The sequence below is a fragment of the Desulfovibrio piger genome (genome assembly GCF_012843875.1).
Taxonomy (GTDB): Bacteria; Desulfobacterota; Desulfovibrionia; order Desulfovibrionales; family Desulfovibrionaceae; genus Desulfovibrio.
This window is the reverse complement of sequence record NZ_JABAFY010000005.1, coordinates 1-19367: the sequence shown is the minus strand read 5'-3', so window position 1 is coordinate 19367 and position 19367 is coordinate 1. Positions and strand designations below refer to the sequence as shown.

Below are 19367 nucleotides of genomic sequence, written 5' to 3'. Positions count from 1 at the left end.
CCCCCGCCGGCACCGCCGCAGGGACAGCAGGCAGGAAGCGTACGGAAACGCTCTGAAGGACAGGCCCGAATGCGGACTACAGGGAGACCAGGCCCAGGCGGATGGCCATCTTGGTCAGCTCGTTGATGGAGCCGGCGCGCAACTTGGTCAGCACGCTGTACTTGTGGGTCTCCACGGTCTTGGGGCTGATGTTGAGGGCGTCCCCTATCTGGCGGACGCTGTAGCCGTCGGCCAGCAGGCGGAAGATCTCCTTCTCGCGCGGCGAGAGCATGCCGATGTCCGGCCCGCCCTCGGCGGGGCTGAGGCGCTGGCGGTTCTGGCGCATGAGGGCCGCCATGCAGCCGCCGGGGTCAGCACAACTGAGGAAGACCTCCCCCTGCCGCACGGCATCGATGGCCTGGAGCAGGACGGACGGCGGATCGCTTTTGCAGACGTGGCCCATGATGCCCAGCTGGATGAGCTCCAGCAGATGCCGCTGGTCCTCGTGACCGGTATAGATGAGGATGCGCGTCTCGGGCCGGATCTGGAGGATGGCGCGGCTGGCTTCCACGCCGTTCATGCCCGGCATGGAGATGTCCATGATGACCAGATCGGGCGACAGGGTGGCGGCCAGGCCCACGGCTTCCTTGCCGTCGGGGGCCATGCCGGCCACGCGCAAATGGCTGTGGGGGGCCAGCAGGCTGCGGATGCCCTCCATGAGCAATTTGTGATCGTCCACCAGCAAAATGCGGCAAACGTCGTGCATGGCTACCTGCCTTTGCGTTATGTCCGGGCAGGCCTAGAAGAGGAACATGGTGGCCAGCCCGAGAAAGATGAAGAAGCCCGCGCCGTCTGTGATGGTGGTCAGGAAGATGCTGGAAGCCTGGGCCGGGTCGCGTCCCAGGGCCCGGAAGATGAGGGGGATGGAACCGCCGGCCACCGCGCCCAGCATCATGTCGCACAGCAGCGCACCAGCCATGACCATACCCACCAGCGGGTTGCCTGTGAAGCCCCAGGCGCCGCACAGCGCCAGCATGGCCATGAAAAGACCCGTGACCAGGCCGATCTTGGCCTCGCGCAGCACGGCCATCCAGGCCTTTTTGGTCTCGAAGCGGTCCGTGGCCAGCTGCCGGATCATGACGGCCAGAGCCTGCTGGCCGGTGTTCCCGGCCTGGTTGGCCACCATGGGCATGAGCACGGCCAAGGCGGCCATCTGGGCGATGGAGCCCTCGAACATGTAGACCACCGATGCCGAGAGCGCCGAATTGACCATGTTCACCACCAGCCAGGGCAGGCGCTTGCGCACGCTCTCCTTCCAGGGGGTGTCCACGCTTTCTTCGGGGTCGGCGCCCACCATGCCCAGCATGTCGGCGCTGGCCTCTTCGTGCATGATGTCCATGATGTCGTCGTAGGTCACCACGCCCATGATGTGCCCCTCGTAGTCCACGACGGGCATGGCAAGATAATTGTAGTGCGACAGCAGGTTGGCCACTTCGCCCTTGTCCATGTCATAGGGCACGGAGACCACGCTCTGGCCCGACACGGCATCGCCCACGATGGTCCCGGGGCGCGCCAGCATCAGGTCGCGCAGCGAAAGCACCCCCACCAGTTTGTCGTTCTTGTCCACCACATAGGCGTAGTAGGGGCTTTCCTTGTCCTCCATCTCGCTGCGGATGTGAGTGATGGCCTCGTCGGCCGTCATGTTCTCTTCCAGCAGGATCAGCTCGGTGTTCATGACACCGGCCGCGGAGTCGGGGTCGAAGTTCAGCAGGTTGCGCAGCTCTTCGGAATCTTCGCGCGTCAGCTTGCCCAGCAGGACGTCGCGGTGTTCCTCGTCCAGCTCGTCCAGCACGTCGGCGGCGTCGTCGGGCTCCATCTCGGCGATGATCTGGGCGGCCACGTCGGCATCCAGGTTCTCCAGCACGTCCACGGCCACGCTGCCTTCCAGTTCGGCCAGGGCCTCGGCGGCGTCCTCCGTGGGCATGTGGCGCAGGGCGCAGACCTGCTTTTCCAGACTCAGGTTCTCCAGATGGTCGGCAAGGTCGGCGGGATGGACGAATTCCGCCTCGTCCCCCAGCTCGCGGCAGGCCTCGGGTATGCTTATGCCATGTCCTTCCGCCATCCCGTCGTCTTCGGGGATCGGGTTCGCCATCTGCGGCCGGTCGTCTGCGGTCTGGATCTTCTCTTGTTCACTCATGGCAATCAGCTCCCTCGTCTGTACGCGTGCCGGGCCTCTGCCTGCCCGACGGACTTCTCCCACAACACGGCGGTATCATACAGCATCTTGGTGACAAAAAGAATGCTTTTTTGCTGCGCTGTTGTGAAAAAGCTCTCAAACTTGACGCGCCCCAACGGGCCATTTATCACTATGTAATGCCGTGCTTATGCGCAGGGCTTACCATGCACACCATAGACGGGACAAGAAGAATGTTCACACCCTGGAGCACGTTTTTTTCCGACGAAGGCCGACGCTATCTGCGTCGTTCCATAGAACTGGCCCTGGATGAGGACGGCCCCGACCTGACCGCCCAAGGCCTTTTTGCCGCTGACGCACCCATGCATGCCGTCATCCGCGCCAAGGAAGACACCCACGTGGTGGGCCTGCCCGTCATCCACGAGGTCTTCGAGGTCATGGGCGCCGACCCGCACGTGGAGATGCTGGTGGAGGAGGCCTCCACCGTCCCGGCCATGACCGAGGTCGTCCGCATGGAGGGCCCGGCCATCGTCCTGCTCAAGGCCGAGCGGGTCATCCTCAATTTCATCACCCACCTTTCGGGCATCGCCAACCTCACGGCCCGCTATGTGCGCGAGCTGGAAGGCACCGGGGTCCGCCTGCTGGATACCCGCAAGACCACGCCCTGCCTGCGCTGGCCCGAAAAATACGCCGTCCAGGCCGGTGGCGGCTGCAACCACCGCAAGAACCTGGTGGAGATGCTCATGCTCAAGGACAACCACATCGATGCCGCCGGTTCCATCACCCGCGCCGTGGCCCGCCTGCGTGAGACCTACTCCCCCTGCCCGCCCATCGAGGTGGAATGCCGCACCCTCGACCATGTGCGCGAAGCCGTGGCCGCCGGGGCCGACCGCATCATGATGGACAACATGGGCGCGCCCCTGCTGGGCCAGGCCCTGGAGCTGGTGCCCGCCCACATCGAGGCCGAAGTGAGCGGCGGCGTGACCCTGGAGACCATCCGCGGCATCGCCCTCACCGGTCCCCGCCATCCCGATTTCATTTCCGTGGGCCGCCTGACGCATTCCGCCGTGGCTGCCGACTTCAGCATGACCCTGGCCAACGCCTGATCATCCCCAACCCAAAGGAAACCATGTCTCGATTCTCCGACGCCATTACGGCCATCAAGCAAGGACTGGGCGACCGCCTGTGCATCATGGGGCACCATTACCAGCATGATGATGTGGTGCGGCATTGTGATGTGACCGGGGACTCCCTGGAACTGGCCCGCCGCATCGAAGGCATCGATGCCGAGCACATCGTGTTCTGCGGCGTGTACTTCATGGGCGAATCCGCGGCCCTGCTGGCCAAACCGGGCCAGAGCGTGCATATGCCCGCCTGGGACGCCAACTGCATGATGTCGCTCATGACGCCGGCCGGGCTCGCCCGTACCGTGCTGCTGCAGTTGCAGGCCACAGGCCGCAAGATCGTGCCCCTGGCCTATGTGAACACCACCCTGGCCCTCAAGGCCGTGGTGGGCGAATTCGGCGGGGCTGTCTGCACCTCGGCCAATGCCCGCACCATGCTGGCCTGGGCCCTGGAAGAAGCCGGGCCCGACGGCGCCGTGCTCTTCATGCCCGACAAGCACCTGGGCCGCAACACGGGCCTGCAGCTTGGCCTGGGCCCCGATGACTGGCACGTGCTGCGCCTGAGCGGCAAAAACGGCCTGGCCGAGAGCGAACGCCGGCCCGGCAGTGCCGCCGCCTGCCGCCGCCTGCTGCTCTGGCCGGGCTGCTGCGCCATCCACGGCCACCTGCGTCCCGAAAGCGTGCAGGCCGCCCGGGCCGCCTATCCCGGCTGCCGCGTGCTGGCCCATCCCGAATGCCGTCCCGAGCTCATCGGCCTGTGCGACGGCTCCGGCTCCACCTCCTACCTCATCAAGGAAGCGGAAAAGGCCGCCGGCGAAGGCGGCACCCTGATCATCGGCACGGAGACCAACCTCGTCCACCGCCTGCGTGACCGCTTTGCCGGACGCTGCCGGATCGAGCCTCTGGCGCCCGCCATCTGCCCCGACATGGCCAAGGTCACCGAAGAAAACCTGCTGGCCTGCCTGCAAGGCGTCGCTGCCGGCACAGCCCCCATCATGACATTGCAGGACGAGCAGCTGGCGCCCGCCCGGGCATCCCTGACCCGCATGCTCCAGGTATGCGCGGCCCAACGCTAGCGCAAGAAACAAGGAGTCAAGATGAGCTCGACACGTCGTCACGTCACCATCCTGATCATCGGTTCCGGCATCGCCGGTTGTACTGCCGCCCTTACCCTGGCCGATGCCGGGCGTGACGTGCTGCTCATCAACGCCGGTCCCGACCTGGACGACGGCAACACCCCTCTGGCCCAGGGCGGCATCATCTACAAGGCCGCAGATACCCCCCGTGACGCCGAAGCCCGCGCCCTGGAGCACGACATCCTCGTGGCGGGCCACCGCTACAACAACAACCGCGCCGTGCGCTTCCTCTGCCGTCAGGGCCCCGACTGCGTGGACAATATGCTCATCGAGCGCGCCGGGGTCGATTTTGACCGCAACGAGGACGGCACCTACAACCTCACCCGCGAAGGCGGTCACGGTGCCCACCGCATCCTCCACAAGGCCGACTATTCCGGCCGCGCCCTCATGGACGGCCTGGCCGCCCAGGTGAAGATCCATCCGCGCATCACCTGCCTGCACAACCATTCGGCCATCGACCTGCTGACCACCCACCACCACGCCAAGAACTCCCAGTACCGCTACAGCGTCACCAACCGCTGCCTGGGCGCCTACGTGCTCAATGCCGAGACCGGCGAGCCCGAGACCATCCTGGCCGACTGGACCGTCCTGGCCACCGGCGGCGTGGGGCAGGTCTTCCTGCACTCCACCAACGCTCCCGGCTGTGTGGGGGCGGGCATCTCCATGGCCTTCCGCGCCGGTGTGGAACTGGCCAACCTGGAATTCATGCAGTTCCATCCCACGGCCCTGTATGAGGAACGCAGCTACCGCCGTCCGCTCATCACCGAGGCCATGCGCGGTGAGGGCGCCCGTCTGCTGGACGACCGCGGCGAGGCCTTCATGCTCCGCCACGACAAGCGCGGCGACCTGGCCCCCCGTGACGTGGTGGCCCAGGCCATGGTGGAAGAGATGCTGCGCCGGGGCGTGCCCTGCCTGTACCTTGATGTGAGCGGCGTCAAGCAGGATCTGCCCACGCGCTTCCCCACGGTCTTCAACCAGTGCCTTGAGATCGGCATCGACATCCGCAAGGAGCCCATCCCCGTGGTGCCCGCGGCCCACTACTTCTGCGGCGGCATCCTCACCGACACCTTCGGCCGTACGTCCATGCCCGGCCTGTACGCCATCGGTGAGTGCGCCTGCACCGGCCTGCACGGCGCCAACCGTCTGGCCAGCACTTCCCTGCTGGAAGCCGCCGTCTGGGGCCAGAGCTGCGGCCAGCACCTGGCGCGCATCACGGCCTCCGGCCGCGAAGCCATCCCCCGCGCCCTGGCAGCCGCCATCCCCGACTGGCGCCACGAAGGTAACGAACACCATGACGACCCGGCCCTGGTGGCCCAGGACTGGGCCAACATCCGCAACACCATGTGGAACTACGTGGGCATCTCGCGCTCCAAGGCCCGCCTGCGCCGGGCTTTCGAAGACATGCGCGACCTGGTGCGTCATATCCACGACTTCTACAAGGGCACGCGCATCTCCAAGCCGCTGGTGGATCTTTTCCACGGCTCCCAGACGGCCTACGTCATCACCCAGGCCGCCATGCGCAACAAGAACAGCATCGGCTGCCACCATCGCGTGGACTAGCCTTTCCCCCTCCCAGCGACAACGCGCCGTGGTCTTCGGGCCACGGCGCTTTCCGTTTCCGCGTCCTCCAGGCTTTTTTTCTGTACAAGCAGCCGAAGCCCGGCTATTTTGAAAAAAGCCCCACTCTCAACAGGGGCCATCCATCCTTTTTTCCAAGGAACTACTGCCATGTCGAAAACAGCGAAAGGCCTGTCGGCCGCACTCATCATCTGTGTCCTCGCCGTCGTGGGGGGATTGTTCGCCTGCAAGCCTCTGGTGGAACAGGCCGTCCGGGATGCCCTGCGCAATGTCAATCCCGACGCCACCATCTGCAGTATCGATACGGTGGACATCAATCCCCTGAGCTTCACCCTGAAACTCGGCAACATCCGTATCTCCGACCAGCGCACGTACGACACGGTCCTGAAAGAAGCCACCATGACGCTCAGCCCCCGCTTCGTCCTGGCCTGCGTGCCCTTCCTGCGGGACAGCATCCTGCCCGCCGCAGGGGACGCGCCCCTGTTCTCCAGCGCCACAGGACGTGATCTTATCGAGAAATCTTTGATACCGGGAGAGCCCATGACCTGCACGGTGGAGGCCCTCACCTCCGGCCCTGTGGCCATGGACGCCGCTGTGCTCAAGCGTCTGCTGAACGGGCAGCAGGTGCCCGAGGGTGAATTCATGATCTCCATCATCGCGGAGAAGGTCACCTACGGGCCCGTCCACATCAGCAGCACGGCCCCCGAAACGCCGATGCAGAGCTCCGTCGCCGCCGTCAGCATCGAAGGCGTGGACCGCCGTACCTGGAAGCGGATGACTATGGATGCCACCGAGGTCATCATCCGGTCCGAAGGCGCGTTCAAGATGGGCAAGCTGGAGATCCGCGACATCTTCCTGCCCAGCGCTGACTGGTTCGGGCGTTTCCTCAGCCTGGTCCGCCGTGCCGACGATCTCTCCGTCGAGGCATTCGAACCCCAGCTCGAAGTCCTGATCCTGGAAGCCGCGCGGCCCCGGAAGGATGCCGCCGGCAAGCAGATGATGACCCGGCCCCTCTTCGGTCAGCTGGCCATCAGGGATGTCGACATTATCGAATCGCCCGGCAGGACGAACGAGAACCTGTTCCATGCCAGCGATATGCAGTTCGACTGGCTGGGGCTCGCCCCCCATCATTTCAAGAGCAGCCTGACCTGCGACTTTTCCACCAGGCCCTTCCGCGAGATGTTCGCCATCCCGGGCAAGGAGCGCATCGCCCTCAAGTGGCAGGACGATACCCTGGGAAAGACGGGCGCTGCCGGTAAGGACCTCCTGCGCCAGACGGGCCGCCTGAGCCTGGAAGGCCTGGCCGATCTGGACTATGCCTACGACTTCTTCAGTGAAGACCCGAGCATGATGGATGCCGCCGTCTCCGACCTGTCGCTGGATCTGCACGATCATGGTCTGATGGCTGTCCTGGCCTACAATATCGATCCCCGTCCCGAGGCCATGGAAGCCATGATGCCCCTGCTGGGGGCCTCTTTGAGCAGAGACCTCGGTGATCCCGCTGATGCGGAAGCCATCCAGACCTTCCTGGCCCGCCCCGGCAGCCTGTCCATCCGCAGCGAGGACCCGGCCCAGCTCATGCCCTGGATCCAGTTCCTCGATCCCGCCGCCCTGGGCCGCATGCTGGCGATCACGGCAACGCCCGGTGAAAAGTCCCTGCCGGAGCAGATGAAGGCCCTTATGGCCCGCTAGGCCCTCACCGGCCGCAGGGGCCCGCCGCTCCCTGGGCCCTGCCCTGACTGACAGGAACGCTCCCTTCGGGGAGCGTTCTTTTTTTCGTCCCTGCAGCAGAAGGCGCAGGATCGTCCGGTGCCGGCAAGGCGCTCCCTCCCGCAGGGCTCGGGGGCATCATGGTGCTGGCGAAAAATCCATTTTTCAGCCATAGTCATCTGTGCGGCATCGGACAGGATGCCTCCTGCCCGCGCTGCCAAACTTTTTTGCCCATCGGGAGTTACCATGAAGACACTTTGGCTGAAAAAAGGGGAAGACCGCCGCATCCGTGCCGGCCACCTGTGGATTTTCAGCAACGAGATAGACAGCGCCAAAAGTCCCCTGCCCGACTTTGAGCCCGGCGAGAACGCCACCCTGCGCGACGCGCGCGGGGCCGTGCTGGGCAGCGTCTTCGTCAACCCGCATTCGCTCATCTGCGCCCGCCTCTACAGCCGCAAGGCCGACCTGCCCCTGGACGCGGACCTGCTGCGCCAGCGTCTGCAAAGCGCCCTGGGCCTGCGCCAGCGCCTCTACAACCAGCCCTGGTACCGCCTGTGCCACGGCGAGGGCGATCTGCTGCCCGGCCTGGTCATGGACCGTTTCGGCGACCACCTCACCGTGCAGGTCGGCACCTGGGGCATGGAAGCCCGCAAGGAAGAACTGCGCGAAGTGCTGGGCGAACTTTTGCAGCCCCGCTCCATCCTTTGGGACAATGATATCGCCGCCCGTTCGCTGGAAGGCCTGCCCCGCGAGAACGAGAGCGAGGGCCCGGTGCCCGACGTGCTGGAAGTGCCGGAAAACGGCTGCATCTTCCGGGCCCCCCTGCAGGGCGGCCAGAAGACCGGCTGGTTCTATGACCAGCGCCGCAACCGCCGCGAGGCCGCCCGCTACGCCGCAGGCGCCGACGTGCTGGACATCTTCTGCTACGCCGGCGGCTTCGGCGGGACGGCCGCCGCTGCCGGTGCCCGTTCCGTGACCTTCCTGGACGCCTCGCCGCAGGCCCTGGCCCTGGCCACGGAGAACGCGGCCCGCAACGCGCCCGAACTGGCCCGCACCAAGGCCATCGAAGGCCTGTGCGGCGATGCCTTCGAACGTCTGGCCGAGCTGGACGCCCAGGGCCGCCGCTTCTCGCTCATCTGCCTGGATCCGCCCGCCTTCATCAAGCGCCGCAAGGACTTTGCCCAGGGCCTGGCCGCCTACCGCAAGATCAATGCCCTGGCCATGCAGCTCTTGACGCCGGGCGGTGTCTTTGTAAGCTGTTCCTGTTCACACCACCTGCCCGCCGAGTCCCTGCGTTCCTGCGTGCAGCAGGCCGCCGCCCGCCGCAAGTGGCAGGCCCGCATCCTCTATGCGGGCGGACAGGGTGCGGACCATCCCGTGCATGCTGCCATGCCCGAGACAGCCTATCTCAAATGTTTCATCGCGCATCTGCTGCCGTAAGCGGCGCATAAAGGACGCATCATGCTCAACAAAAAACGCCTCCTGACCCCCGGCCCCACGCCCCTGCCCGAAGAAGTCCGCCTTGCTCTGGCCCAGGACATGATCCACCACCGCAAGGGCCAGTTCAAGGAAATCATGCAGCGCGTACAGGGCCACCTGCGCGAGCTTTTCGGCACCACGCAGCCCGTCCTGCCCCTGTCCTGCTCCGGTAGCGGCGCCATGACCGCCGCCGTCTACAACCTGTTCGCCCCCGGTGAGAAAGTGCTGGTGGCCGAAGCCGGCAAGTTCGGCGAGCGCTGGGTGGAGATCGCCCGCTCCCGCGGTCTGGAATGCACCGTGCTGTCCGCCCCCTGGGGACAGGCCGTCAAGGCCGGGGACGTGGCCGCCGCCCTGGACGCCGATCCCGACATCCGCGGCGTGCTGATCCAGATGTCCGAGACCTCCACCGGCGTGCTCCATCCCGTGCGCGAGGTGGCGGCCATCACCCGCACCCGCAACGTGCTCTGCGTGGTGGACGGCATCTCCGGTGTCAGCCTCTCTCCCTGCCCCATGGACCAGTGGGGCGTGGACTGCCTGGTCACCGGCTCCCAGAAAGGCCTGATGCTGCCCCCCGGCCTGGCCCTGCTGGCCCTTTCCGCCCGCGCCTGGGACAAGGCCGAAAAGACCGGTACCGGCTGCTTCTATTTCGACCTGTGCCGCGAACGCGACAACGTGCTCAAGAACCAGACCCGTTTCACCACGCCCGTGAACCTCATCGTGGGCCTGGACGTGAGCCTGAAGATGCTGCTGGCCGGCGGCCTGGATGCCGTCTACCGCAAGCAGTGGGCCCTGACCATGTTCACCCGTGCCGCCGTCAAGGCCATGGGCCTGGAACTGCTGGCGCCCGATGACTTCGCCTGGGGCATCACCAGCGTGCTGCTGCCCGAAGGCGTGGACGGCAATGAGGTCCTGCGCCTGGCTGCCGAAAAGCACGGCATCTACATGGCCGGCGGACAGGACCAGCTCAAGGGCCGCATCGTGCGCATCGGCCACATGGGCTGGGTGGACTGGGCCGACGTGGCCGCGGGCCTCTACGCCCTGGAACGCAGCATCGTGGACGCCGGCGGCTACATCGGCGCGCGCAACTACCTCGAACAGGGCCTGGCCGTGTACCGTGCCGCCCTCGAAGTGACGCCCGGCACGCCCGTGAGCTGCCCCGCCGTCCGCTAGATCACAGCAGCGGCCGCTGCGGCGGCCGCACCGCTTTCGGGGCTGCCGGACGGCCCCCGGAACGCATCAGCAGGAGAACAGCATGAGTCAGAACCAATGCGGTTGCGGCGGCAAGGGCCCCCTGCCGGAAGTGACCTTCTCCACCTTCGTCCTTTCCCTGGCGTCCGCCGCCCTCGTGCATCTGGGCGAGGTGGCCGACCCCGAGACCGGCCAGACCAGCCAGCAGCCGGAACTTGCCCGGCACAGCATCAGCATGCTGGAGATGCTGCATGAAAAGACCACCAAGGGGCTGGACGAACAGGAGCGCAAGATGCTGGAGAGCATCCTTTACGAATTGCGCATGAAATACGTCATCAAATGCGGCCCGGACAGCAAATAAAGGAGAGGGAGATGAAGATATTCAAAGTGGGTCTTGTGGGCGTCACCGGGTACACCGGCATGGAACTGGCCCGGCTGCTGGCCAGCCACCCCCGCATGAAACTGGAGATGGCCTGTTCCCGTACCGAATCCGGCCTGCGCCTGGGCGAGTTCTATCCCTTCCTCGAAGGTCTGCCCGGTTCTGACGTGGTCATCAGCATCTTCGATGCCAAGGAAGCCGCCCGCCGCTGCGACCTGGTCTTCCTGGCCGTGCCCCACGGCAAGGCCATGGAGATGGCCGGCGAACTGCTGGAGGCCGGGACCCGTGTCATCGACCTTTCCGCCGACTTCCGCCTGCGTGACGTCAATGTCTATGAAGACTGGTATGTGCCCCACACCCGTCGCGAGCTGCTGCCCGAGGCCGTCTACGGCCTGCCCGAGCTCTACGCCGCCGAGACCGCCAAGGCCCGCCTGGTGGCCAACCCCGGCTGTTATCCCTCGTCGGCCATCCTGGGCCTGTACGCAGCCTTCAAGCATGGCCTGATCTCGCCGGACAACATCGTCATCGACTCCAAGTCCGGTACCTCCGGCGCGGGCCGCAAGCCCGTGGTGCCCTCCCTGTTCTGCGAAGTCTACGACACCTTCCGCGCCTACGGTCTGGGCAAGCACCGCCATACCCCCGAGATCGAGCAGGAATACAGCCGCGCCGCCGGTTGCGACGTGCGCGTCTCCTTCAACCCGCATCTGGTGCCCATGGTGCGCGGCATCCTGTCCACCATCTACACCACCCTGCGCAAGCCCGGCACCACCCTGGACGAAGTCCACGCCGCCTACTGCGAGACCTGGGCCCAGAGCCCCTGGGTCCGCGTGCTGCCCAAGGGCAAGCTGCCCGAGACCCGCTTCGTGCGCGGCAGCATGTTCTGCGACCTCGGCCTGGTGGTGGACCCGCGTACCAACCGCCTCATCGTGGTCTCGGCCATCGACAACCTCTGCCGCGGCGCCTCCGGCCAGGCCCTGGCCAATGCCAACCTTATGTGCGGCCTGCCCGTGGACTGCGGCCTCAACGCCGCGCCCATGCTGCCCTAGCCGAGGCCTGCCATGTCCCTGAGCTCTCCCTATCAGGACCCCGCGCTCTGCCGCGCCCTGCTGGACCGCCTGCAAACGGCCCTGGACGGCCGTGAGCTGCGCTTCATGGAAGTCTGCGGCACGCACACCGTGTCCATCTTCCAGAGCGGCCTGCGTTCCCTGCTGCCCAAGGAAGTCACGCACCTGTCCGGGCCGGGCTGCCCCGTCTGCGTCACCCACGACGCCGAAGTGGCCGCCTTCCTCGATCTGGCCGGTCGTGACGGCGTCATCATCGCCACCTTCGGCGACCTGCTGCGCGTGCCCGGCCCCGGCGGCCGCAGCCTCAAGCACGCCCAGGCCCAGGGGGCCCGCATCGAGATCGTCTACTCTCCGCTGGACGCCCTGAACATCGCCGCCGCCAACCCCGGTGACACCGTGGTCTTCCTGGGCATCGGCTTCGAGACCACCGCGCCCACCGTGGCCGCCACCCTCATGATGGCCGAGCAGCGCAAGCTGGACAATTTCTGCGTGCTTTCCCTGCACAAGCTGGTGCCGCCCGTGCTGCGCGCCCTGCTGGACGACAAGGACGGCTGCGGTGTCCAGGCCTTTTTGCTGCCGGGGCACGTCTCCACCATCCTCGGTCTGGAGCCCTACGGCTTCCTGGCCTCGGAATACCGCGTCCCCGCCGTGGTGGGCGGCTTCGAGCCCGTGGACATCCTGCAGGCCCTCTGCATCATGGCCGAACAACGCCGCGATGACGCCCCGGCCGTGGTCAATGCCTACCAGCGCGCCGTCAGCGACCAGGGCAATCCCCGCGCCCGCGCCCTGCTGGAGACCTACTTCATGCCGTCCGACGCCCTGTGGCGCGGCCTGGGCCCCATCCCGCACAGCGGCCTGGCCCTGCGGCCCGCCTATGAGCGCTTCGATGCCATGAAGCGCCTCGACATCACCCTGCCGGACGTGCCGCCCCTGCCGGGCTGCCGCTGCGGGCAGGTGCTCAAGGGACGCATCACGCCGCCGCAATGCCCCCTGTTCGGCAAGGCCTGTACCCCGGCCAGCCCCGTGGGGCCCTGCATGGTCTCCACCGAAGGCAGCTGCGCGGCCTACTTCAAGTATATGACTTAGGAGCGGGATCTCTCCGGCTGCCCATGCCGCCACATCCTGAACGCCGGCATGGACAGCCGCAGCATCCTGCCTCTGGACAGACGGGGAAGGGGCACCTTCCCCGTTTTTTCCGGCCCGCGCCGCAGCGACGCCCGGCCGTAACCCCAAGACTCCCGGGATCATCATGGACGATCGCATTCTGCTGGATGCAGGCAGCGGCGGACGCGCCTCGCAACGGCTCATCTCCCAGTGCTTCATGCGCCATTTCTCCAACCCCCTGCTAGACCGCATGGACGACGCCGCCCTGCTGGACATCAAGGGCCCGCTGGCCATGAGCACGGACTCCTACACCGTCACGCCCCTCTTTTTCGCCGGGGGCAGCATCGGCACCCTGGCCGTGCACGGCACGGTCAACGACGTGGCCATGCTGGGCGCCCGGCCCCGCTACCTGAGCTGCGCCTGCATCATCGAGGAAGGTCTGGAGCTCTCCATCCTCGACCGCGTGGTGGCCGACATGGCCGCGGCCGCGCAGACCGCCGGCGTGCACATCGTCACCGGTGACACCAAGGTGGTGCCGCGCGGCATGTGCGACAAGATCTTCATCAACACCACCGGCGTGGGCGAGATCTTCGCCTCCCCCGTGCCCTCCGGCCATGCCGCCCGTCCCGGCGATGCCGTGCTGGTCAGCGGCGCTCTGGGCGATCACGGCCTCACCGTCATGGGCAGCCGCGAAGGCCTGTCCTTCCTCACCGACGTGGCCTCGGACTCCGCGCCCCTCAACCACATGATCGCCGACATCATCACCGCCTGCGGCGAGGTCCACGTCCTGCGCGACCCCACCCGCGGCGGTCTGGCCACCACCCTCAACGAGATCGCCGAACAGTCTTCCGTCTGCATCGACATCGAAGAAAGCCTGCTGCCCGTGCACGAGAGCGTGCGCAACGGCTGTTCCTTCCTCGGTCTCGATCCGCTCTATCTGGCCAATGAGGGCAAGTGCATCTGTATCCTGCCCCAAGACAGGGCCGAAGCCGCCCTGCGCGCCATGCAGGCCAGCCCCTACGGTAAGGAAGCCGCCATCATCGGCCGCGTGGCCGAGGACGGCAAGCCCGGCCAGGTGCGCCTGCGTACCCGCATCGGCGGCCAGCGCCTGCTGGGCATGCTCGAAGGCGCCCAGCTGCCGCGCATCTGTTAGGCAAACTATTGGGAGGAGAAGAAAGCAGGATGCGGGGGAAGGAAACCTTTTGTGAACAAAAGGTTCTCCCTCCCCCGTACCCCCTCCCTTCCAAAAAACTTTGCTCCGGTCCGGATGGCCGGTCCCCGTCGCTGACCAACGGGAAGGGACTTCGTGCCCGTACCGGGAGAGGTCTCCGGCTGAAGGCCGTATGGTCGTTGGGGACAGATGACGAAAAAAGGACGCCAGAGGGCGTCCTTTTTTTGTGTGCATGGGGCTGGGAGAGGTTATTTTTTACGGCTCAAGATCAGGGACATGTACGGTGGGGTCCCCTCTTCGGCAGCCACCGTGGTCACGGGAGCCAGACGCTCTTCGGGCTGCTCCACATGGCTGGCCATAAGGCCGCTCTCAAGGCGCCCGCTACGGCGCAAGGATGACACGATGGCCGGGAAGTTGCGATAAGCCTTGAGGATGACGGCGGAGTCGGCCTGCTCCAGCGTTTGGGTCAGGCTCTCTTCGTCACGGATACCGGGGATGATGCACAGGGTCTCGTGGCTCTCGCACAAAATGGTGCGGGTACGCGCGGCCGCCGCCTGGAACGACGTGATGCCCGGTATGATCTCCACCGGCAACGAATCATCCAGTTGCCGGAGCGTTTTCAGCAGATAGCCGAACGTGCTGTAGACCAGGGGGTCGCCGATGGTCAGGAAGGCCGCGTTCTCGCCGCCGCGCAGCACGTCGCGCGTGATGCCCGCCGCCTTTTCCCAGGCCGCGCGCAAGGTGGCCTTGTCGTGCGTCATGGGGAATTCCAGCCGCTGCAGGCGCACGTCCGGGCGCAGATGGGGACGGGCCGTTTCCAGCGCCCGTGAATAGTCGTTGCGCGGCGAGGCCGCCGCCAGGATCACGTCCACCCGGCGCAGGGCCTCCACGGCACGCAGGGTCAGCAGATCGGGAGCGCCGGGGCCCACGCCCACAGCGTACAGGGTTCCTGTCATGGTCATCTCGTATCGTTGCGGGCTCATGCCCGGTTACAGACTGTTTCTTTCATCTCTCCACAAGGACAAACGGGGCCGGCCGCCATTGCATGAGAGCATGGCAACGCTCCATCGTTTCTCCCTTCAAAGGCGGCATACCGTCCGGCAAAAAAATGCCTGTCCGTGATACAGCCCCTCAAAAATCCGGCCCGCCTCGCTCCCCAGAATCCAGCTGTCTGGTCCCAGAAGGCTTGCCGCCGTCCTGGATTTCTCCCCGGAGACTGAGATACATCGCCCTCCATCCCCTTCTCCTGGAGACCGCCCCTCCGCCTTTTTGCCTCTCCTCGCGGAGAGCAGCGTTTGCTGTCCTGAGACCGCAGCCCCGATCAGCCCCTGCCCTCTCCTCCCGGAGACCGACGGCACGGCAACGCCCGGCGCACCCCCGTTGCCTTCCACAGACCAGAAAAAAGAGCTTTTGGAGGATGGGGGGAGTTTGAGGGGGGAAGGCCCCTTTGAGCTCTGGCCAAAGGGGCCTTCCCCCCCTCAACAAAATACCCGGCTCACTCCCCGCTGCCCTGCTCCTCGCCATGCAGCCAGCGGGCCAGCCGTTCGGCGGCCTCCACGGAACGGGGACCGGGACGGGCGAACAGATGCTCGTCCACCAGCAGCACGCGCCCGGAGCGCACGGCACTGAGGCCCCGGTAATGCGGACGCTCCGCCGGAGCCTGCGGCGCGGGGTTCATGGGCCCCTGTTGCAGGATGTAGGCTTCCGGGTCCAGCGCCACCAGCATCTCTTCGTTGCAACGCACCAGCTTTTGCGGCGCGTCCAGCACATTGCGGCCACCGGCATGGCGGATGATCTCGTCCACGATGCTGGCGCGTCCGGCAGCCAGCAGGTTGGGATAGCGCACCTCATAGAACACGCGCACAGGCGGCTGCCCCGCATAGCGCTGCTCCAGGACCGCCAGACGCCGCTGCCAGTCCGCCACCAGGGCTTCGGCGCACGTCTCGCGTCCGGTGAGCCGCCCCAGAGCGCGGGTCACGGCAAAAAGCTGTTCAAAGGACTGCATCTCGTAAACCAGCACCGGGATGCCCACGGCTTCCAGGGCCTCGGTCTGGGTCAGCACTTCCTGCCGCCCGGCCAGTTGCAGCACCACATCAGGCTGCCGGGCCGCCACCAGCTCCGCATTGGGGCGCATGTGCGTACCCACGGCAGGCAGGTCTTGCAGGCCGGGGATGGCCGCATCGGCCGCCGTGCGGGCCACGAGGGTCTCGCGGGCATCCAGCGCCAGCAGTATCTCGTTGAACGCGCCGTACAGAGCGATGATCCGCTGTGCGGGCTGTTCCAGGCGCACGGTCACGCCCCGGCTGTCCACCAGCTCCAGTGCCCGGGCAGGCAGTACGGAGCAGCAGAACAGGCAGAGGCAGAGCCCCAGCCACAGGCCAGGGCGAAAGCCCCAAACGGCAATGCGCTGCCCCAGACGACAAAGATCAGGCTTCATGCGGAGAGTCCTCCCGGTATTCAGGGCCACGAGGCCGCAGGGGCAGGGCCTGGGGCAGACCGTTGCGGGGATGCGGGACGATATGCAAGTCCACGGCATAGAGAGCGCGCAGGTTCTCCGCCGTGAAGCAGCGGCGCACCGGGCCGTCGAACAACACACGGCCCTCGCGCAGGCCCAGCAGGCGGGTGGCATACTGGGCCGCCAGATTACAGTCATGCATCACCAAGAGCAGCGCGGCACCTGCCCGGCGACGGCGCTCCAAGAGGTCGAAAAGTTCCAGCATCCGGGCCAGATCCAGACCGGCGGCCAGCTCGTCCAGCAGCAGCACGGGGCTTTGCTGGGCCAGCGTCCGGGCCAGGGCCACACGCTGCAATTCACCGCCGGAAAGCTCGCTCACCTGCCGCCCGGCCAGCGGCAAGGCACCGGTCTCCTCCAGGGCCTCGTGGGCGATGCGGCGGTCTTCGGCGCTGTAGCTGCCCCACCAGCCCAGCCAGGGGTAGCGGCCCAGCAGGACCAGCTGCAGGGCGGTCATGCCCTGCGGTGCGGCACTGCGCTGGGAAAGTACGGCCACCCGGCGGGCCCGCTCCCGGGGGGAAAGACGGCGGATGTCCGCGCCTTGTACCTGCACCATGCCCGCCGTCGGCATCAGGCTGCCCGCCAGAACCCGCAGCAGCGTGGTCTTGCCGCTGCCGTTGGGCCCCAGCAGGGCCACGGCCTCACCGGGATGGAGGTCGATGTCCACACCATGCAATATCTCGTCCGTGCCGTAGGCCGCCCGGATGCCTTCTGCCCGCAGCATCAGCGCCTCCGCACCAGAAAAGCGAAAAAGGGACCGCCCAGCAGGGCCGTCACCACGCCCACGGGCAATTCCTGCCCGCCGGAAAGCACACAGCGGGCCAGCACGTCCGCCCAGACCAGCAGGATGCCACCGCCCAGGAACGCACCGTACAGCAAGGGGCCATGCGCGCTGCCCAGCAGCATGCGCAGGACATGCGGCACCACCAGGCCCACGAAGCCGATGACCCCGGCCACGGCCACGCAACCGGCCGTCATGCAGCTGGCGCCGGCCAGCAGCCAGAAGCGGGTGCGGCCCACGGCAAGGCCCAGATGCGCGGCCTGTTCATCGCCAAGGGCCAGCATGTCCAGCTTGCGCCAGCCCGGCAGCACCACCAGCAGCCCCGGCAGCAAGGTGGCCAGCAGGAGCGGAACGCTGTCCCAGCCACGGCCTTGCAGGCTGCCCATGATCCAGAAAACGATGCTGGTGACGGATTCTTCGTTGAGGGCTTTGACCAGGGCCACCACGGCGCCCAGAAAGGCCGCCACGGCGATACCGGCCAGGATGACGGTCTCGCGCCTAAAGCTCCCCTGCCCGCTGCCCAGCCAGAGTGCGCCGCCCAGGGCCAGCAGAGAGCCCAGCAAGGCCGCCAGGGAGACCGTGGCCGCCGCGGAAAGGCCCACGGCAAGACCTCCGGCCCAGATGCCCAGGCTACCGCCCAGTGCGATGGCCATGCTGGCGCCGCAGGCAGCTCCGGCGGAGATGCCCAGGGTAAAGGGGTCCGCCAGCGGATTGCGCAGCACGCCCTGCAGGGCCACACCGGCCACGGCCAGCGCACCGCCGCACAGCAGGCCCAGCAGCACGCGGGCCAGACGGATCTGTCCCACCACCAGCTGCACGCTGCCGTCCGCCGGGGGGCACAGCCCCACCACGGCCCCCAGCGCCTGCCAGACATCGGCCACAGCCACAGGTACGGGTCCGGGCAGACAGGCCAGCGGCAACGAAGCACACCAGAGGATGGCCAGCAGCACGCAGCAGCACCAGCGGCGCGCGCTCCGGGCATCCTTGGCAGTGGGGGTGTTCTCCGGCATGATCCGTCCTGTCATGGCCATCAGTGGCCGGGCTCACTGGCCCGGAAACAAAAAAAGCCCCTTCCACCAATGGAAGAGGCCCGTATTCCCTTGCTCCCCTCGGCAAGACCCGTGCCGATACCGGTCGCGGCCAGCGGCCACGGTCCACGGCAGGTATTCCGGCTCGGCCCCCGGCTTCCGGCCTTCCCGTTGCCAGTGGCACATGAAGGAAGCTGGTATGCGGGCCTTACGGCGGCGGGTCCGCTCCCGATTCTCACGGGATTCCCTTTTGACGCCGGCAGGTTCCGGCGACCATGGACGCGCTACTCTAGGCAGGGAGCTGCGGCTTGTCAACGTGTGACGGAAAGAGGGAGATGTGACAGACAGACCTAGTAAAGACCGTTTGTGGCTGCTGCCGATGTCCTCAGCTTCGCGACAGGCGCTTCCCGCAGGGCCGGGACGATACCCGGCAGTACAGCGCGGACGGTGGTCTTGCCTGGCGGGCTGTAGCCCAATCCCGTGCCGCAGCGGCTCCCCGCGCTAAAAAAGTCTTTTCCTCAACACGCAGCATCACGGCAATCGGGACTGTGGGCGCCCGTCGTCCCCGGCACACAAAAAAGACAGCCAAAGGCTGCCCTTGCCATCTCGCGCTACAGTCTCGCAGGGGCAGTGTGCTCTCCCCGACGGCTCTCATGCCGGAGAATAAAGACGGCACGAAAAGACCATGCTCCTCACACCCTGCATTTTAATAAAAATACAACTATCCTACATAAATACAATAAACAGAAGAGACTGCCTCCACCGCTTTGATACCCCATCTTTCGGGGACCGGCGGCAGGGGCTGCCTCCCCGTAGCCCGGACAGGTTCCATCCTTCAAAAAAAAGCGCGTTGGAAAGGGGATGGCCAGCAGAGAGCCCAGCAAGGCCGCCAGGGAGACCGTGGCCGCCGCGGAAAGGCCCACGGCAAGACCTCCGGCCC

The 19367-nt window shown here is 66.4% G+C and carries 16 protein-coding genes and 1 riboswitch; of the genes, 10 read left to right on the top strand and 6 right to left on the bottom strand.

All coding sequences use genetic code 11. The annotated features are described in order from the left end of the window. Positions 1-76: 76 nt before the first annotated feature. Together HF854_RS02335 and mgtE are read right to left on the bottom strand one after the other, a co-directional pair. Positions 77-745, bottom strand: coding sequence for a response regulator (locus tag HF854_RS02335; protein WP_168934835.1), 669 nt, complete (start codon positions 743-745; stop codon positions 77-79). A gap of 33 nt (positions 746-778) precedes the next feature. Beyond that, positions 779-2101, bottom strand: a complete 1323-nt coding sequence (mgtE, locus tag HF854_RS02330) for a magnesium transporter (protein ID WP_239463818.1) — start codon at positions 2099-2101, stop codon at positions 779-781. Between the two features lie 305 nt (positions 2102-2406). Here mgtE and nadC point away from each other — a divergent pair, with 305 nt between their 5' ends. The 10 genes from nadC to hypE all read left to right on the top strand — a co-directional run bounded on the left by nadC (position 2407) and on the right by hypE (position 14088). After that, on the top strand, positions 2407-3279 hold the full coding sequence (gene nadC / locus HF854_RS02325) for a carboxylating nicotinate-nucleotide diphosphorylase (protein ID WP_168934833.1): 873 nt from the start codon (positions 2407-2409) through the stop codon (positions 3277-3279). Between the two features lie 23 nt (positions 3280-3302). Then, positions 3303-4373: a quinolinate synthase gene (locus tag HF854_RS02320; RefSeq protein WP_168934832.1), complete on the top strand. Its 1071-nt coding sequence runs from the start codon at positions 3303-3305 to the stop codon at positions 4371-4373. 21 nt (positions 4374-4394) lie between these two features. Next, entirely contained in the window at positions 4395-5993 is a 1599-nt protein-coding gene (nadB, locus tag HF854_RS02315; protein ID WP_168934831.1) for an L-aspartate oxidase, read from the top strand. 168 nt (positions 5994-6161) lie between these two features. Then, positions 6162-7703 (top strand): hypothetical protein, encoded by a 1542-nt coding sequence (locus tag HF854_RS02310; protein ID WP_168934830.1) that lies wholly within the window; start codon positions 6162-6164, stop codon positions 7701-7703. 264 nt (positions 7704-7967) lie between these two features. Continuing rightward, the gene (locus HF854_RS02305) at positions 7968-9161 is read left to right on the top strand and encodes a class I SAM-dependent rRNA methyltransferase (protein ID WP_168934829.1); all 1194 of its coding nucleotides are present in this window, start codon (positions 7968-7970) and stop codon (positions 9159-9161) included. 21 nt (positions 9162-9182) lie between these two features. Continuing rightward, positions 9183-10370: a pyridoxal-phosphate-dependent aminotransferase family protein gene (locus HF854_RS02300; RefSeq protein ID WP_168934828.1), complete on the top strand. Its 1188-nt coding sequence runs from the start codon at positions 9183-9185 to the stop codon at positions 10368-10370. An 82-nt stretch (positions 10371-10452) separates the two neighbouring features. After that, complete coding sequence (locus HF854_RS02295) at positions 10453-10749, top strand: DUF1844 domain-containing protein (protein WP_006004276.1); 297 nt, start codon at positions 10453-10455, stop codon at positions 10747-10749. 11 nt (positions 10750-10760) lie between these two features. Continuing rightward, complete coding sequence (gene argC, locus HF854_RS02290; RefSeq protein ID WP_168934827.1) at positions 10761-11813, top strand: N-acetyl-gamma-glutamyl-phosphate reductase; 1053 nt, start codon at positions 10761-10763, stop codon at positions 11811-11813. Positions 11814-11825: 12 nt separating this feature from the next. Next, a complete protein-coding gene (hypD, locus tag HF854_RS02285) occupies positions 11826-12917 on the top strand; it encodes a hydrogenase formation protein HypD (protein ID WP_168934826.1) in 1092 nt (363 codons plus the stop codon). Positions 12918-13080: 163 nt separating this feature from the next. After that, positions 13081-14088, top strand: coding sequence for a hydrogenase expression/formation protein HypE (gene hypE, locus HF854_RS02280; protein ID WP_168934825.1), 1008 nt, complete (start codon positions 13081-13083; stop codon positions 14086-14088). Positions 14089-14354: 266 nt separating this feature from the next. On the opposite strand, the gene cobI is transcribed toward hypE, so the two are convergent. The 4 genes from cobI to HF854_RS02260 all read right to left on the bottom strand — a co-directional run bounded on the left by cobI (position 14355) and on the right by HF854_RS02260 (position 18409). Further along, positions 14355-15062 carry a precorrin-2 C(20)-methyltransferase gene (gene cobI / locus HF854_RS02275; protein ID WP_168934824.1) on the bottom strand — a complete coding sequence of 236 codons (708 nt, stop codon included), beginning with the start codon at positions 15060-15062 and terminating at the stop codon, positions 14355-14357. 539 nt (positions 15063-15601) lie between these two features. Beyond that, positions 15602-16543, bottom strand: a complete 942-nt coding sequence (locus HF854_RS02270; RefSeq protein WP_168934823.1) for an ABC transporter substrate-binding protein — start codon at positions 16541-16543, stop codon at positions 15602-15604. Next, a complete protein-coding gene (locus HF854_RS02265) occupies positions 16533-17342 on the bottom strand; it encodes an ABC transporter ATP-binding protein (protein ID WP_168934822.1) in 810 nt (269 codons plus the stop codon). The genes HF854_RS02270 and HF854_RS02265 overlap by 11 nt, the downstream gene beginning before the upstream one ends. After that, a complete protein-coding gene (locus HF854_RS02260; RefSeq protein WP_168934821.1) occupies positions 17342-18409 on the bottom strand; it encodes a FecCD family ABC transporter permease in 1068 nt (355 codons plus the stop codon). The genes HF854_RS02265 and HF854_RS02260 overlap by 1 nt, the downstream gene beginning before the upstream one ends. A 131-nt stretch (positions 18410-18540) precedes the next feature. Beyond that, positions 18541-18719, bottom strand: a riboswitch (cobalamin riboswitch). Positions 18720-19367 lie beyond the last annotated feature (648 nt).